This is a genomic window from Thermoanaerobacterium xylanolyticum LX-11, from assembly GCF_000189775.2.
GTDB lineage: Bacteria > Bacillota > Thermoanaerobacteria > Thermoanaerobacterales > Thermoanaerobacteraceae > Thermoanaerobacterium > Thermoanaerobacterium thermosulfurigenes.
Map to the genome: position 1 here is coordinate 14,108 of NC_015555.1, position 14,898 is coordinate 29,005.

A 14,898-nucleotide genomic window follows, 5' to 3' on the forward strand; every position below is an offset into this window, starting at 1 on the left:
GTTTATGGGGGATAGAAAAGTCATTGTTTTTGATACGACGTTGAGAGATGGTGAGCAGACGCCAGGCGTCAATTTCGACAAGGAAACTAAATATAAGATAGCAAATAAGCTTGTTTCACTTGGAGTTGACGTAATAGAAGCCGGCTTTCCTGCTGCATCAAACGGTGATTTTGAAGCTGTGAAATATGTAGCGGAAAATTTAGATGGTGTCACTGTTGCAGGATTGTCGAGATGTGTGAAAAGCGATATAGATAGAACTTATGAAGCATTAAAAAATGCAAAAAAATCCAGGATACATCTTTTTATTGCTACATCTGATATTCATTTAAAATACAAGTTAAAAATATCCAGAGATGAAGCCTTAAAAATGGCAGTTGACAGTGTGAAATATGCTTTAGGTAAGTTTGATGAAATTCAATTTTCTGCCGAAGATGCATCCAGGACTGATTGGGATTTTTTAGTAAAAGTATTTAACGAAGTCATTGATGCTGGAGCTAAGATAATAAATATACCTGATACGGTAGGATATGCTGTTCCAAAAGAATTTGGCAGATTAGTAGAGTACGTAAAAGATAATATTCACGACAGAGAAAATGTGACGATAAGCGTTCACTGTCACAACGATCTTGGTATGGCTGTGGTAAACTCACTTTCAGCAGTGGAAAGCGGTGCAGATCAAGTGGAAGTTACTGTATGTGGGATAGGTGAAAGAGCTGGAAATGCTGCTTTAGAAGAAGTCATCATGGCCATAAATACAAGAAAGGATTATTTTAATGTAATCCACGGCATAAACACAAAGGAAATTTACAGCACATGTAAGCTGGTAAGTGAGATGGCAGGGATAGAACTTCAGCCAAACAAAGCCATTGTCGGATTTAACGCCTTTAGGCACACTGCTGGAATCCACCAGCACGGTGTTATAAACAATAAAGCCACCTATGAAATAATGAAACCAGAAGACATAGGTATAACAACTGATCATATATCTATGGGCAAATTATCCGGAAGAAATGCCTTTGAATTGAAGTTAAAAAACATGGGGTTCAATCTTTCGCGAGATGAGGTAAATATTGCTTTTAAGAGATTTAAGGATGTAGCTGATAACAAAAAGGTTGTAGATGATGAAGATATAAGAGAAATCGTAGAAGATGTAATTTTAAACAGTAAGAGTTTTAAGGAGGGAGAGCTTTGGGGTTAACACTTACGCAGAAAATTTTAGCTAATAAAGCTGGATATGAAGTTAAACCTGGAGATCTTATAGAGATAGACGTTGACATGGTGTTAGGCAATGATGTCACATCGCCTGTTGCCATAAAAGAGTTTTTAAAGATAGGTGTAAAAGAAGTATTCAATAAAGAGAGAATTGCATTAGTGCCTGACCATTTTGTTCCAAACAAAGACATAAAGTCTGCAGAGCAAGTAAATATTGTAAGGAAATTTGCCAGAGAGTATGGCATAGTAAACTTCTTTGAAGTAGGGCAAATGGGGATAGAACATGCGCTTTTACCGGAAAAAGGCTTAGTCTTGCCGGGAGATGTGGTAATAGGTGCAGATTCCCATACATGCACGTACGGTGCAATAACGTGTTTCTCTACAGGCATAGGAAGCACTGATATGGCCTGTGCCATGGCTACAGGCAAGGCTTGGTTTAAAGTTCCCGAAGCCATAAAGTTTAATCTTAAAGGAAAGCTTAATAAATGGGTAAGCGGAAAAGACGTCATACTGTACATCATCGGCATGATAGGTGTAGATGGCGCACTTTATAAGTCGATGGAATTCACTGGCGACATCTCGTCTTTGTCGATTGATGACAGGTTTACAATTGCAAATATGGCTATAGAAGCAGGGGCTAAAAATGGTATTTTCGATTACGACGAAATTACCGAAGCATATGTTTTGGGGAGAGCAAAGAGAAATTACAAAGTGTTTAAAGCTGATGATGATGCAGAATACGTAAAGACATACGATATAGACTTATCAACGATAAAGCCGCAAGTGGCATTTCCTCACTTGCCTGAAAACACAAAGTCCATAGATGATGTTGGAAATGTAAAGATAGATCAAGTTGTAATAGGTTCTTGTACAAATGGCCGTCTACAAGATATGGAAGTGACGTATGAAATTTTAAAAGGCAAGAAGGTTCATCCAGATGTAAGGTTGATAATATTCCCAGCTACGCAAGACATTTACTTGGAATGTGTAAAAAGAGGCTATATAGAAGAGTTCATAAAGGCAGGTGCTGCTGTATCTACGCCAACATGCGGTCCTTGTTTAGGCGGTCACATGGGGATACTTGCAAAAGGTGAAAGGGCAATATCTACTACAAACAGAAACTTTGTTGGCAGGATGGGTCACATAGAAAGCGAAGTGTACTTGGCAAGTCCTGCTGTAGCAGCGGCATCAGCCATAAAAGGCTATATAGCAAGTCCTGAGGAGGTGGCTTAATTGGAAGGAAAGGCAATAAAGTACGGTGATAATGTGGATACGGATGTAATAATACCTGCAAGGTTTTTAAATACATCTGATCCAAAAGAACTTGCTGCCCATTGCATGGAAGATTTAGATAAAAGCTTTAAAGATAGAGTCAAACCTGGAGATATAATGGTTGCGGGGGACAATTTTGGTTGCGGTTCGTCAAGAGAACATGCACCTATAGCCATAAAGGAGTCTGGTATATCTTGTGTCATCGCAAAGTCGTTTGCCAGAATATTTTACAGAAATGCCATAAATATAGGATTGCCTATATTAGAATGTCCTGAAGCGGCGTCTTCAATAGAAGACGGTGATATTGTTTCAGTTGATTTTGAGACGGGTGTCATAAAAGACATAACTAAAGGTATCGAGTTTAAATCGCAGCCATTTCCTGAGTTTATAAAGAGGATAATCGAATGTGGCGGCCTTGTAAACTACGTAAAGGAAAAGGTGGTATAGATGTACAAGATAACTGTATTACCAGGAGATGGAATAGGGAAAGAAGTAATGGAGGAAGCCCTTAAAGTATTAAATGCTGTTTCAGAAAAATACAGCATTGAATTTGAAGTAGAGAAGTACCTGTTTGGCGGCTGTGCCATAGATGAGTTTGGAACGCCGTATCCTAAGGAAACAGAAGAAGCATGTCTTAAAAGCGATGCAGTCTTATTAGGGGCTGTAGGTGGTCCTAAGTGGGACGATTTAGATGGCGATAAAAGGCCTGAGGCAGGTCTTTTGGCTCTGAGAAAAAGCCTTGATGTATATGCAAATTTAAGGCCTGCCATTCTATTTAATTCTTTAAAAAGTGCATCACCTTTGAAGGATGAGATTTTAAAGGACGGATTAGATGTACTTGTTGTAAGGGAATTGACAGGTGGCATATATTTCGGCGATAGAGGAACTGAAAAGATTGATTATGGGTATAAAGCATATGATACAGAATCATATACCACGATGGAAATAGAGAGGATTGCCCATATAGCGTTTAAAGCGGCGAGAAACAGGAAGAAAAAAGTCACATCGGTTGATAAGGCCAATATTTTGGATTCATCAAGATTATGGAGAAAAGTCGTCAATGAAGTAAGTAAGGAATACCCAGATGTAGAATTAAACCATCAGTATGTTGACAATTGCTCTATGCAGCTTATAAAAGATCCATCACAGTTTGACGTGATACTTACATCAAATATGTTTGGAGACATATTGTCTGATGAAGCATCACAGCTTACCGGATCAATAGGAATGTTGCCATCAGCCAGCTTGAGAGGTGACAAAGTTGGGCTTTACGAACCTGTACATGGTTCGGCTCCTGATATTGCTGGCACGAAGAAAGCTAATCCTTTGGCTACAATACTATCTGTCGCAATGATGCTGGAGTATTCCTTTGATATGATTGATGCCGCAAATGACATAAGAAAGGCGGTAAACGACCTATTGGAGGATGGCTACAGAACTCCTGATTTAGGAAAAGGTATTATTTTAAACACCGAAGAGATGGGTGATATGGTTGTAAAATATTTAAAGAGGTGATTTTATGATAAGCGATAGCGTGAAAAAAGGAGTTGAAAAAGCGCCCCACAGATCACTTTTGTATGCTTTAGGGCTTACCGATGAAGAGATAAATAAGCCTTTAATAGGCATTGCTAATTCAAAAAACGACATAATTCCTGGACACATAAATCTTGACAAGATTGCAGAGGCAGTAAAAGCTGGTGTAAGGCTTGCAGGTGGCACTCCTTTAGAATTTTCCACAATAGGTGTCTGTGATGGAATAGCCATGAATCACAAAGGTATGAAGTATTCCCTTGCTTCAAGGGAATTGATAGCCGACAGCGTTGAGACGATGGCTATGGCCCATGGCCTTGACGGACTTGTGCTTATACCAAACTGCGACAAGATAGTTCCAGGTATGCTTATGGCAGCCGCAAGGCTAAACATACCAGCTATCGTAATAAGCGGAGGTCCGATGTTGGCTGGAAGTTACGAAGGAGAAACATGTGATTTAAGCTCCATGTTTGAGGCAGTAGGCGCATTGAAGGCAGGTAAGATAAGTGAAGATGAGTTAAAGACGATGGAGATGTCAGCTTGTCCTACGTGCGGGTCATGCTCAGGTATGTTTACAGCAAATACGATGAATTGCCTTACAGAAGGGCTTGGTATGGGACTTCCTGGTAATGGCACGATACCTGCTGTTTACTCAGAGAGGATAAGACTTGCAAAAAAAGCAGGAATGAAGATAGTAGAGCTTGTAGAAAAGGACATTAAGGCAAGGGATATTTTGACAGAAGATGCCTTTATAAATGCTTTTTGCTTAGATATGGCTTTAGGAGGCTCTACAAATACAGTTCTCCACTTAAAGGCTATTGCACATGAGGCAGGAGTCGATATACCTCTTGAAAAGATAAATGAAATAAATGAGAAGGTTCCAAATCTGTGCAAATTAAGTCCTGCAGGAAAATATCATATAGAAGATCTCTACCACGCAGGCGGTATACAGGCAGTATTGAAAGAACTGTCAAAATTAGGAGTCTTAAATACAGATTGCATTACAGTCACATGTGATACAATCGGTGAGAATTTCAAAGATGCACGGATAAAAAATCATGATGTAATACACTCAGTAGAAGATCCCTACAGCAATACAGGTGGTTTGGCGATTTTGTATGGAAATATAGCGAAGAATGGTTCTGTAGTAAAGGCGTCTGCAGTGTCTAAAGAGATGCTTCACCATTCTGGCCCTGCGAGAGTTTTTGATTCAGAAGATGAGGCCATAAAAGCGATTTACGATGGCAAGATACAAAAAGGCGATGTTGTTGTAATAAGGTATGAAGGTCCAAAAGGTGGGCCTGGCATGAGGGAGATGTTAAGTCCTACATCAGCACTTGCCGGTATGGGACTTGACAAGGATGTAGCTCTTATTACAGATGGAAGATTTTCTGGTGCTACAAGAGGAGCTTGCATAGGTCATGTGTCGCCTGAAGCCATGGAAGGCGGCGAAATCGCTTTGATAAAAGATGGGGACATTATTGAAATAGATATACCGGGAAGAAAGCTTAATTTAAAGATAAGCGTTGAAGAAATGGAAGAAAGAAGGAAAAACTTTAGAAGGCCTGAGCCTCACATTAAGACAGGTTACATGGCAAGATACGCCAGATTAGTCACATCTGCAAATACTGGTGCGGTTTTAAAGGACGATTGACAAAGCTTAAATTCCATGAAAGGAGGCGCATATCGTGATCATAAAAGGTTCGCAGGTTGTCATAGAGGTATTAAAAGAGCAAGGAGTAGAAGTTGTTTTTGGCATTCCAGGCGGTTCTGTCATACCTCTTTATGATGCTTTGTACAATTCTGACTTGCGGCATATTCTTGCAACACATGAACAGATGGCTGCTCACATGGCAGATGGATACGCGAGAGTGACCGGAAAAGTTGGCGTGTGTTTTGCTACATCAGGACCTGGTGCTACCAATTTAGTCACAGGAATAGCCAATGCCTACATGGACTCTGTGCCAATAGTCGCTATAACAGGGCAAGTTGCTACGAGCCTCATAGGAAAGGACTCTTTTCAAGAAGTGGATATTGCAGGAATTACGATGCCTGTGACAAAGCACAATTTTATTGTGAAATCACCTGATAAATTAGCGGACACTTTGAGAGAAGCCTTTTTTATAGCGAAAGATGGAAGACCAGGTCCTGTTCTCGTAGACATACCGAAGGACATTCAGACTGCAGATATAAACTTTGTTAAGCGAAAAGATTTTTACGTTGAAACAAAGAAACATCAAGTATTAGAATCAGATTTAGTAAAGGCAGCAGAGTTAATCTCATCAAGCAAAAGGCCAGTTATTTTTGCTGGTGGTGGAGTTATATGGAGTGAGGCATCAAAGAATTTGTACGATTTTGCTAAAAAGCACATGATACCTGTAGCTACTTCGCTTATGGGACTTGGATGCTTTCCAGAAGATGATGAATTGTCATTAGGGCTTATTGGAATGCATGGAAGCAGATATGCCAATACGGCTGTTTATAAATCAGACTTGGTTATTGCAGTAGGGTCAAGGTTTAGCGACAGAGTTGCAGGTAAAGCAGGGGGTCTGGCGCCAAATGCAAAAGTCATTCACATCGATATCGATCCTGCAGAAATCGGCAAAAATATCGATGTCGATGTGCCATTAGTAGGAGATATCAAAGAAGTCTTGTCTCTTTTAAATGCAATGATAAAAGAAAAAGACAATAGGGAATGGATTAATGAGCTTATATCGATAAAAGACAAAACGTCCTTTAAATATAAAGATGATGGAAAATTGAAGCCACAGTGGATAGTAGAAAGGGTTCAAGAGCTTGGAGGAGACAATCTTGTAGTAGCGACAGAAGTAGGGCAAAACCAGATGTGGACGGCTCAATATTATAAATTCAAAGAGCCAAGGACATTTGTCACATCTGGTGGACTTGGAACTATGGGTTTTGGACTTCCTGCATCAATAGGTGCACAAGTAGGGCGAGATGACAAAAGAGTGGTAAATATTGCAGGTGACGGCAGCATAAGGATGAATATTCATGCACTTGAAACGATGTCGGTGTACAACATACCTGTTATAACGATAATCCTCAACAATCAAACACTTGGCATGGTTAGACAATGGCAAAATCTCCTTTACGATAAAAGATTTTCTCAGACGGATTTAAATCCGAATCTCAACTTTTCAAAAGTCGCCGAAGCTTTTGGGGTAACTGGAAGAAGGATCTACACAAAAGAAGAATTTACAGATGCTTTTAGTGAAGCATTGTCAAACAACAATCCTTATGTTTTAGAGTGTATCATAGACAAAGACGAAATGGTTCTGCCATTTATTCCTGCTGGAGGAACCATTGAAGAGATGATAGACTAGCATTTTTATAAAATCAATGTTATAATTATAGAAACTAAATAAGATTAAACCTTCAGGGATTGGTGAAATTCCATACCGGCGGTAAAGCCCGCGAGCCTTATGGCAGATCTGGTTAGATTCCAGAGCCGACAGTATAGTCTGGATGAAAGAAGGTGAAATGGCAATTGTCATTATGCCCTGAAGTATTACATGCTTCAGGGCTAATTTTTTGAGGTGATTTTATGGAGAAATACATGAAAAGGGCATTGCAGCTTGCTAAACTTGGTGTAGGACACACAAACCCAAATCCTTTAGTAGGAGCTGTAATTATTAAAGATGGCAGGATAATAGGTGAAGGCTATCATGAATACTATGGAGGACCACATGCAGAAATAAATGCATTAAAAAACGCTAAAGAAGATGTAAATGGAGCCACGCTTTATGTGACATTGGAACCATGTTGCCATCATGGAAAAACACCACCTTGCGTCGATGCTGTCATAAAATCAGGCATAAAAAATGTTTTTATCGCTATGGAGGATCCAAATGAACTTGTAGCAGGAAGGGGAATTAAAAAGCTTGAAGAAGCTGGTTTAAATGTTTATACTGGATTGTTAAAAGATGAAGCAGAGAAATTGAATGAAGTATTTATAAAGTACATTACAAGTAGAGAACCTTATGTAATATTAAAATCCGCTATGACAATTGATGGAAAGATATCAACTTTTACAGGCGATTCTAAGTGGATAACAAATGAAAAATCAAGGGAGTATGTCCATAAAGTTAGAGGTAGCGTTATGGCAATAATGGTAGGTATTAATACAGTTATAAAAGATAATCCACATCTTACCGTTAGATTGCAAGGATATAAAAACCCTTTAAGAGTTATTGTGGATAGTCACGGCAGGATTCCATTAGATGCAAATGTCATCATTGATAAATCTGCTAAGACATTAATAGCTACAACAGATATGATGCCACATGATAAGGTGAAAGCTTTGAAGGATTTGGGTGTTGATGTGGTTACAATCGAAAAAAAAGATAATAAAGTCCATCTGAATAAATTGATCTATACGTTAGGGGAAAGAGGGATAGATAGTATTCTCATAGAAGGTGGAGGAACTCTCAACTATTCTGCTTTAAAAGAAGGAATAGTAGACAAAGTTATGTTTTATATTGCTCCCAAAATAATAGGTGGAAGCAATTCATTGACGCCTGTGGAAGGTGATGGCATTGCTTTGATTAAAGACGCAATAATGATTGAAAAGATAGATATAAAAAAATTTGACGATGACATACTTATAGAAGGTTATATAAAAAAGTAGGTGTTAAGATGTTTACAGGAATTATAGAAGAAGTTGGAAAGGTCAAGATGATTCAAAGAGGAAATATTACCAAAATAGCGGTAGAGTGCAAAAAAGTCTTAGATGGTGTAAGAATTGGAGATAGCGTAGCTGTAAATGGAGTATGCTTAACGGTTACAAATATAGGTAAAGATTTATTTACATCAGATATAATGTATGAAACACTTAAAACAAGCAATTTAGGAAGTTTAAAGATAGGAAGCATTGTCAATTTAGAAAGGGCATTAAGCATATTAGGTAGGCTAAATGGACACATTGTGACGGGTCATGTGGATACCGTTGGTACAATAATTGATAAAAACAAAATAAACGACACGACGACATTTAAAATTAAAATTGGTGAAAGATATTCAAAATATGTGGCTGATAAAGGAAGTATTGCTGTGGATGGAATAAGTTTGACAGTGGTAGAATCATCAGCTTCATACTTTACAGTGTCAATTATACCCCATACAGATAACAATACAACTTTAAATATAAAAAGAATCGGAGATACCGTAAATATTGAAGTTGACATACTTTCAAAGTATGCAGAAAGGCTTTTGGCGAAGAAAAACGTTGATGAATTTTTAATAGAAAATTATTTATAAGGAGATGTTCATAGATGTTTGATACTATTGAAAGCGCAATAGAAGATATAAAAAATGGAAAAATGGTCATTGTAGTCGATGATGAAGATAGAGAGAATGAAGGGGATTTAGTTATGGCTGCGGAAAAAGTGACAAGTGACCATGTGAACTTTATGATAAAGTACGGCCGTGGATTGGTATGTGTTCCTATGATGGAGGAGAGGCTTAAAAAATTAAACATTGGCAAGATGGTTTTTGATAATACCGATAAAAAAGAAACTGCTTTTACAGTATCTGTAGATCATAAAAACTGTAAAACTGGAATTTCTGCTTATGAAAGAGCACTTACTATAAAAATGCTTATAGATGATGAATCGATGCCGGATGATTTTACAAAGCCTGGACATGTATTTCCATTGGAAGCGAAAGAAGGAGGAGTTTTAGTAAGAGCGGGCCATACGGAAGCAGCGTGTGATTTAGCAAGGCTTGCAGGTCTTAAAAGTGCTGGTGTAATTTGCGAAATAATAAAAGATGATGGGAAAATGGCCAGACTCCCAGAGTTAATTGAATTTTCGAAAAAATTCAATTTAAAAATAATATCTATCGCTGATCTTATAGAATATAGAAGAAAAAATGAAAAACTGATAAAAAGAGTGGCAGAAGCATATTTGCCAACAAAGTATGGAGATTTCACGATAATAGGTTATGAAGAAATCCTAACAGGTAAAGAACATGTTGCGTTGGTGAAAGGTGGTTTGTCTCATAACCCTACATTGGTTAGGGTTCATTCAGAATGTTTGACAGGTGACATTATGGGTTCATTAAGGTGTGATTGTGGCGATCAGCTTCATGCAGCAATGGAGAAGATTGGCAAAGAAGGAGGTGTGCTGTTGTATTTAAGGCAGGAAGGCAGAGGAATAGGACTTTTAAACAAGATTAAAGCATACCATTTACAGGATGAGGGACTTGACACGGTAGATGCCAACATCAGATTAGGTTTTCCGGCTGATATGAGAGAGTATGGAATTGGAGCTCAGATTTTGAAGGATCTTGGGCTTAAAAAACTTAGGATAATGACAAATAATCCCAAAAAACTGGTTGGTATTTCAGGTTATGGCCTTGAAATTGTAGAAAGAGTTCCTATAGAGGTTTCAATCAATAGACACAATGAAAGATATCTTAAAACAAAGAAAGAAAAATTTGACCACATATTTACTTCATTTTAAAAATAAGCAAAGGAGAGATTGTATTGAAAAAGTATGAAGGAAAACTCATTGGAGATGGCTTAAAAGTAGGCATTGTTGTAAGCAGATTTAATGAATTTATAACAAATAAACTTTTGGATGGTGCTTTGGATGCTTTAAGAAGACATGGTGTTGATGATGAAAGCATTGACATTGCTTGGACTCCAGGCGCATTTGAAATACCCCTTGTATCAAAGAAGATGGCCACATCAAAAAAATACGATGCGATTATCGCACTGGGTGCTGTAATAAGAGGTGATACACCGCATTTTGATTATGTTGCAAATGAAGTATCAAAAGGAATAGCAAAAATATCGGTAGATTACGATGTGCCTGTAATATTTGGAGTCCTTACGACGGATACAGTTGAACAGGCAATCATGAGGGCTGGAACAAAGTCAGGCAATAAAGGGTTTGAAGCGGCTGTTACAGCAATTGAGATGGCCAATTTGATAAAGGAAATAGAAAGCTTATGAAAAATACCCATCTTATAAGCATTACGCTTTTAAGATGGGTATTTTACTTCCATGATGGTATTATGCCGGATTTTTGAAATGTTTTAAAGACGACTACGAAAACAGGTCCCATTATAAGCCCGAGACCGCCAAAAAGCCTTGCACCGATAAACATGGATAAAAGCGTTACAAGAGGATGAAGGCCTATACTTTGGCCGACTATCTTTGGCTCTATCATCTGCCTTACGACTGTGACGATGGCATATATGATAAGCAAGTAGATTCCAATAAGGTAGTTTTTTGTGAATATATTGTACAATGCCCATGGGACTAATACAGAACCTGATCCTAAAACAGGCAGTATGTCTATAAAGCTGACTAAAAGCCCTAGCAAAAATGCGTAATCAAATCCTATTATCGTAAGCCCTATGGAAACTTCTAAAAAAGTGATAAACATTATGGTTATTTCAGCCCTTATAAAGCCTATTAAAGTTTGAAAAAGATCCCCTTTTATATTTTCAGCGTGAAATGCCCAATTTGATGGAAATTGTCTTTTTATAAAGTTTAATATGAGCCATTTGTCTTTGCTTAAAAAGAACGTCGATACGATTGTTATTATTGACATAAAGAAAAAGTTAGGCAGCTTTGTTGCCAAGCCTAATATCCATCCTGCGAAGTTTTTAGCGTACACAGATATATTATTTAAAATCGATTGAAGATTGCTTTCTAAAAAAGTTGAGATGTTTGTAGGAAGCGATACATAATACCTCCTAATTCTGTCTATCAAATCAGATATTACTACATCAAAATTTTTTGTGTAACTTGGTGCGTGTTCAGCTAAGGTATTGAGTTCGAATACAAGCTGTGTGACTAAAAGGCTTATTAAAAGACCAATTATTCCAATCAATAAAAGTATAAAAAATGCAGATGACAATCCTCTTGGTATTTTCAGCTTTTTTTCTGAAAACTCTACGGCAGGATCAATTAAAATCGCCAAAAACAATGCTACTGCAAAAGGCATCAAAAATGGAATAAGCTTGAACACAAATAGATAAAAGCTTAGTACAACTGCCAATATTACGATTGAATTTCTAATGGTGCTTTGATACCGCGAGAGAAAATCTTTCACGAAAAACCCCTCCTTACTCTTTATTATAGTATCGGAATAACCACGTGTCTACATAAATGAATAAATAAAATCCGGTTTTGCCGGATTTTATTTATTGGGCGGTCTTTATTTTGATTTCATAAGATTTTTTAGCTATTTCTGATTGAGATATTATACCTTTTTCGATAAGCAATTCTATCAATGATGTCAAAGCTAAAGTGTTTTTGTACTCTGTGTCTTTTATGTCGGCAATTTCTAATAGATATTTAATTTCGTTCATCATATTCCCCCATAAATTATTTTATATAGTAATTATTGACACATATATTTATTATATACATTGTAATACATATAAAGTTAGTATTTGAAATATTGATGTGATATAATAATAACTGTATATTTAAAAAAGGAGATTGGACGATGAAGAGCAATACTAAAAAAGAGATTGTAAGTTGGATACTTACTATTGGGCTTGCTTTTATCATAGCTATGTTCATTAGGACGTATGTGTTTGAGCTTGTTGACGTACCTACAGGTTCTATGCTTAACACAATACAGCTTAATGATAAGTTTATTGAATTAAAATTCATATACAGATTTGAACCTATTAAAAGAGGTGACATAGTCGTATTTAAGTATCCTGACGATCCGTCTGTAAGCTTTGTAAAAAGGGTAATCGGCATTGGCGGAGATACCATTGAGATTAAAAATGGGATATTGTATAGAAATGGAAAGCCAGTAAAAGAGCCGTACCTTAAAGAGCCCATGAATAAAAATGAGACATTTGGACCGTATAAAGTCCCGCCAAATCACTACTTCATGCTTGGGGATAACCGAAATCAGTCTCTTGACTCAAGGTATTGGAAAAACAAATATGTATCCAAAGATGCTATAATGGGCAAAATAGTATTTAGAATTTGGCCTTTAAGCAGATTTGGATCTATGATTGGCAAATAGCTGTTGAAATCGCATTTGTTATATAGTATAATTAGTTTTAAGTAAAAAGAAGCGTTGAAGGGCCAATAGTATGTATTGTATTTAAGAGAGCTGGTGGCGGGTGTAAACCAGTATATGTACATATTTATCCAGCCTGGAGCTATGGTTAATAACCATCGGGCGACCGTTAAATCAGTGACGAGGGCTTTTTAAGCCGAATCAGGGTGGCAACACGGAAATCCCGTCCCTACATAGGGCGGGATATTTTTATTAGGAGGTGTAAATGATGCTTGATATTAAAAGGATAAGGAATAATCCAGATGAGGTAAAGAAGGCTATTGAACTTAAAAAAGAAAACTCAAACATCGATGAATTTTTAGAGATTGACGAAAAGAGACGGGAAATCTTAAAAGAACTGGAGTCTTTAAAAAACACCAGAAATAAAGAATCTGAAAACATAGCTAAACTGAAAAAAGAGGGCAAAGATGCTGATGAACTTATAAAAGAGATGAAAGAAATATCCGACAAAATCAAGGCGATGGAAAGCGAAGTAAAGCAGTACGATGAAAAATTAGAGGAGCTTCTATGGACCATACCAAATATTCCTCATGAAAGTGTTCCAGTTGGAGACAGCGATGCTGATAATGTGGAAATCCGCAGATGGGGTGATGTGAGAGAATTTGACTTTGAAGTAAAGCCACACTGGGACATTGGAGTTGAGCTGGGGCTTTTAGACTTTGAGGCGGCATCACGGGTTACAGGTTCCAGATTTACGTTTTACAAAGGATTAGGCTGTAGGCTTGAAAGAGCCCTCATAAATTTCATGATGGATCTTCACACAGAAAAACATGGATACACAGAAGTTTTTCCGCCCTTTATGGTTCATAGAAGAAGCATGTTTGGCACAGGACAGCTTCCTAAATTTGAAGAAGATGCATTTAAGGTGGCCGGGACAGATTATTTCTTGATACCGACTGCTGAAGTTCCGGTTACAAATATGTACAGAGAGACCATAATTGACAGTGAAAAACTTCCTATTTACAATTGTGCGTATAGCGCTTGTTTCAGACAGGAAGCTGGTTCTGCAGGTAGAGATACGAGAGGATTAATAAGGCAACACCAGTTTAATAAAGTAGAACTGGTAAAGATCACAGAGCCTGAGAAATCATATGAAGAACTTGAAAAGATGGTAAGCGATGCTGAAGATGTGCTGAAGACTTTAGGCATACCTTATAGGGTTGTATCTATATGCACTGGAGACCTTGGCTTTACTGCGGCAAAGAAGTACGACCTTGAGGTTTGGATGCCAAGTTACGGAAGGTATGTTGAGATATCATCTTGCAGCAACTGCGAAGACTTTCAGGCAAGGAGAGCAAACATCAAATACAGGCCAAAAGATGGAGGAAAGGCTCAGTATGTCCATACTCTAAATGGCTCAGGTGTGGCAGTCGGCAGGACTTTTGCAGCAATACTTGAAAACTATCAGCAAAAGGATGGTTCTGTAGTTGTGCCTGAGGCTTTAAGACCGTATATGAGATGTGATGTTATAAGGAAGTAAAAGGATCAAATAGCATTAAATAATTGATTTATGAATATTGACAACTTAGCCGGCATATGATATACTTTATATCGTTCCCGGCGTGGAGAGGTGTCCGAGGGGTTTAAGGAGCTGGTCTTGAAAACCAGTGTCTCTTAACGGAGCCGTGGGTTCGAATCCCACCCTCTCCGCCATGAATTTAATATTAAAATGGATTGTAGCTGACATGGAGAAGTACCCAAGTTGGTGAAGGGGCGGTCCTGCTAAGACTGTAGGTCGGGGATAACCCGGCGCGAGGGTTCAAGTCCCTCCTTCTCCGCCATACATAGGCTACTTTTTTTGTTGAAA

Annotated in this window: 14 protein-coding genes, 2 tRNA genes, 1 riboswitch and 1 other annotated feature; of the genes, 14 read left to right on the plus strand and 2 right to left on the minus strand. The window is 37.9% G+C overall.

Features of this window, described 5'->3' with window-relative positions:
- Positions 1–4 precede the first annotated feature (4 nt).
- The 10 genes from THEXY_RS00075 to ribH all read left to right on the plus strand — a co-directional run bounded on the left by THEXY_RS00075 (position 5) and on the right by ribH (position 10,990).
- A complete protein-coding gene (locus tag THEXY_RS00075) occupies positions 5–1,198 on the plus strand; it encodes a 2-isopropylmalate synthase (RefSeq protein WP_013786842.1) in 1,194 nt (397 codons plus the stop codon).
- Entirely contained in the window at positions 1,189–2,445 is a 1,257-nt protein-coding gene (gene leuC, locus THEXY_RS00080; protein ID WP_013786843.1) for a 3-isopropylmalate dehydratase large subunit, read from the plus strand. The genes THEXY_RS00075 and leuC overlap by 10 nt, the downstream gene beginning before the upstream one ends.
- On the plus strand, positions 2,446–2,931 hold the full coding sequence (leuD, locus tag THEXY_RS00085) for a 3-isopropylmalate dehydratase small subunit (RefSeq protein ID WP_013786844.1): 486 nt from the start codon (positions 2,446–2,448) through the stop codon (positions 2,929–2,931).
- Complete coding sequence (gene leuB, locus THEXY_RS00090) at positions 2,932–3,999, plus strand: 3-isopropylmalate dehydrogenase (RefSeq protein ID WP_013786845.1); 1,068 nt, start codon at positions 2,932–2,934, stop codon at positions 3,997–3,999. It begins immediately after the preceding gene.
- Between the two features lie 4 nt (positions 4,000–4,003).
- Positions 4,004–5,668, plus strand: a complete 1,665-nt coding sequence (gene ilvD, locus THEXY_RS00095; RefSeq protein WP_013786846.1) for a dihydroxy-acid dehydratase — start codon at positions 4,004–4,006, stop codon at positions 5,666–5,668.
- A 34-nt stretch (positions 5,669–5,702) separates the two neighbouring features.
- On the plus strand, positions 5,703–7,358 hold the full coding sequence (gene ilvB, locus THEXY_RS00100; RefSeq protein WP_013786847.1) for a biosynthetic-type acetolactate synthase large subunit: 1,656 nt from the start codon (positions 5,703–5,705) through the stop codon (positions 7,356–7,358).
- 44 nt (positions 7,359–7,402) lie between these two features.
- Positions 7,403–7,516: riboswitch (FMN riboswitch) on the plus strand.
- A 63-nt stretch (positions 7,517–7,579) separates the two neighbouring features.
- Positions 7,580–8,662: a bifunctional diaminohydroxyphosphoribosylaminopyrimidine deaminase/5-amino-6-(5-phosphoribosylamino)uracil reductase RibD gene (gene ribD / locus THEXY_RS00105; protein ID WP_013786848.1), complete on the plus strand. Its 1,083-nt coding sequence runs from the start codon at positions 7,580–7,582 to the stop codon at positions 8,660–8,662.
- 8 nt (positions 8,663–8,670) lie between these two features.
- Complete coding sequence (locus THEXY_RS00110) at positions 8,671–9,291, plus strand: riboflavin synthase (protein ID WP_013786849.1); 621 nt, start codon at positions 8,671–8,673, stop codon at positions 9,289–9,291.
- 14 nt (positions 9,292–9,305) lie between these two features.
- On the plus strand, positions 9,306–10,496 hold the full coding sequence (locus tag THEXY_RS00115) for a bifunctional 3,4-dihydroxy-2-butanone-4-phosphate synthase/GTP cyclohydrolase II (RefSeq protein WP_013786850.1): 1,191 nt from the start codon (positions 9,306–9,308) through the stop codon (positions 10,494–10,496).
- Between the two features lie 23 nt (positions 10,497–10,519).
- Positions 10,520–10,990 (plus strand): 6,7-dimethyl-8-ribityllumazine synthase, encoded by a 471-nt coding sequence (ribH, locus tag THEXY_RS00120; protein WP_013786851.1) that lies wholly within the window; start codon positions 10,520–10,522, stop codon positions 10,988–10,990.
- Positions 10,991–11,033: 43 nt separating this feature from the next.
- Here the strand turns inward: ribH and ytvI are convergent, their stop codons facing one another.
- Both ytvI and THEXY_RS12600 read right to left on the minus strand, forming a co-directional pair.
- Positions 11,034–12,098, minus strand: a complete 1,065-nt coding sequence (gene ytvI / locus THEXY_RS00125; RefSeq protein ID WP_013786852.1) for a sporulation integral membrane protein YtvI — start codon at positions 12,096–12,098, stop codon at positions 11,034–11,036.
- A 91-nt stretch (positions 12,099–12,189) separates the two neighbouring features.
- Entirely contained in the window at positions 12,190–12,357 is a 168-nt protein-coding gene (locus tag THEXY_RS12600) for a hypothetical protein (protein ID WP_013786853.1), read from the minus strand.
- A 140-nt stretch (positions 12,358–12,497) separates the two neighbouring features.
- Here THEXY_RS12600 and lepB point away from each other — a divergent pair, with 140 nt between their 5' ends.
- The 4 genes from lepB (at position 12,498) to THEXY_RS00145 (ending at position 14,872) form a co-directional block, all read left to right on the plus strand.
- Positions 12,498–13,034, plus strand: coding sequence for a signal peptidase I (gene lepB / locus THEXY_RS00130; protein ID WP_013786854.1), 537 nt, complete (start codon positions 12,498–12,500; stop codon positions 13,032–13,034).
- Between the two features lie 45 nt (positions 13,035–13,079).
- Positions 13,080–13,265 (plus strand) — a binding site (T-box leader).
- A 34-nt stretch (positions 13,266–13,299) separates the two neighbouring features.
- Positions 13,300–14,571 carry a serine--tRNA ligase gene (gene serS, locus THEXY_RS00135; RefSeq protein ID WP_013786855.1) on the plus strand — a complete coding sequence of 424 codons (1,272 nt, stop codon included), beginning with the start codon at positions 13,300–13,302 and terminating at the stop codon, positions 14,569–14,571.
- A gap of 84 nt (positions 14,572–14,655) precedes the next feature.
- Positions 14,656–14,744 (plus strand) — tRNA-Ser (locus THEXY_RS00140).
- 34 nt (positions 14,745–14,778) lie between these two features.
- Positions 14,779–14,872: transfer RNA gene (locus THEXY_RS00145), tRNA-Ser, on the plus strand.
- Positions 14,873–14,898: the final 26 nt, after the last annotated feature.

Bases quoted from the DNA above. Each gene is read 5' to 3' on its own strand.
- THEXY_RS00075 (WP_013786842.1), top strand. From the start codon at position 5: ATGGGGGATAGAAAAGTCATTGTTTTTGATACGACGTTGAGAGATGGT.
- leuB (WP_013786845.1), top strand. From the start codon at position 2,932: ATGTACAAGATAACTGTATTACCAGGAGATGGAATAGGGAAAGAAGTA.
- ilvD (WP_013786846.1), top strand. From the start codon at position 4,004: ATGATAAGCGATAGCGTGAAAAAAGGAGTTGAAAAAGCGCCCCACAGA.
- ribD (WP_013786848.1), top strand. From the start codon at position 7,580: ATGGAGAAATACATGAAAAGGGCATTGCAGCTTGCTAAACTTGGTGTA.
- THEXY_RS00110 (WP_013786849.1), top strand. From the start codon at position 8,671: ATGTTTACAGGAATTATAGAAGAAGTTGGAAAGGTCAAGATGATTCAA.
- THEXY_RS00115 (WP_013786850.1), top strand. From the start codon at position 9,306: ATGTTTGATACTATTGAAAGCGCAATAGAAGATATAAAAAATGGAAAA.
- THEXY_RS12600 (WP_013786853.1), bottom strand. From the start codon at position 12,357: ATGAACGAAATTAAATATCTATTAGAAATTGCCGACATAAAAGACACA.
- lepB (WP_013786854.1), top strand. From the start codon at position 12,498: ATGAAGAGCAATACTAAAAAAGAGATTGTAAGTTGGATACTTACTATT.
- serS (WP_013786855.1), top strand. From the start codon at position 13,300: ATGCTTGATATTAAAAGGATAAGGAATAATCCAGATGAGGTAAAGAAG.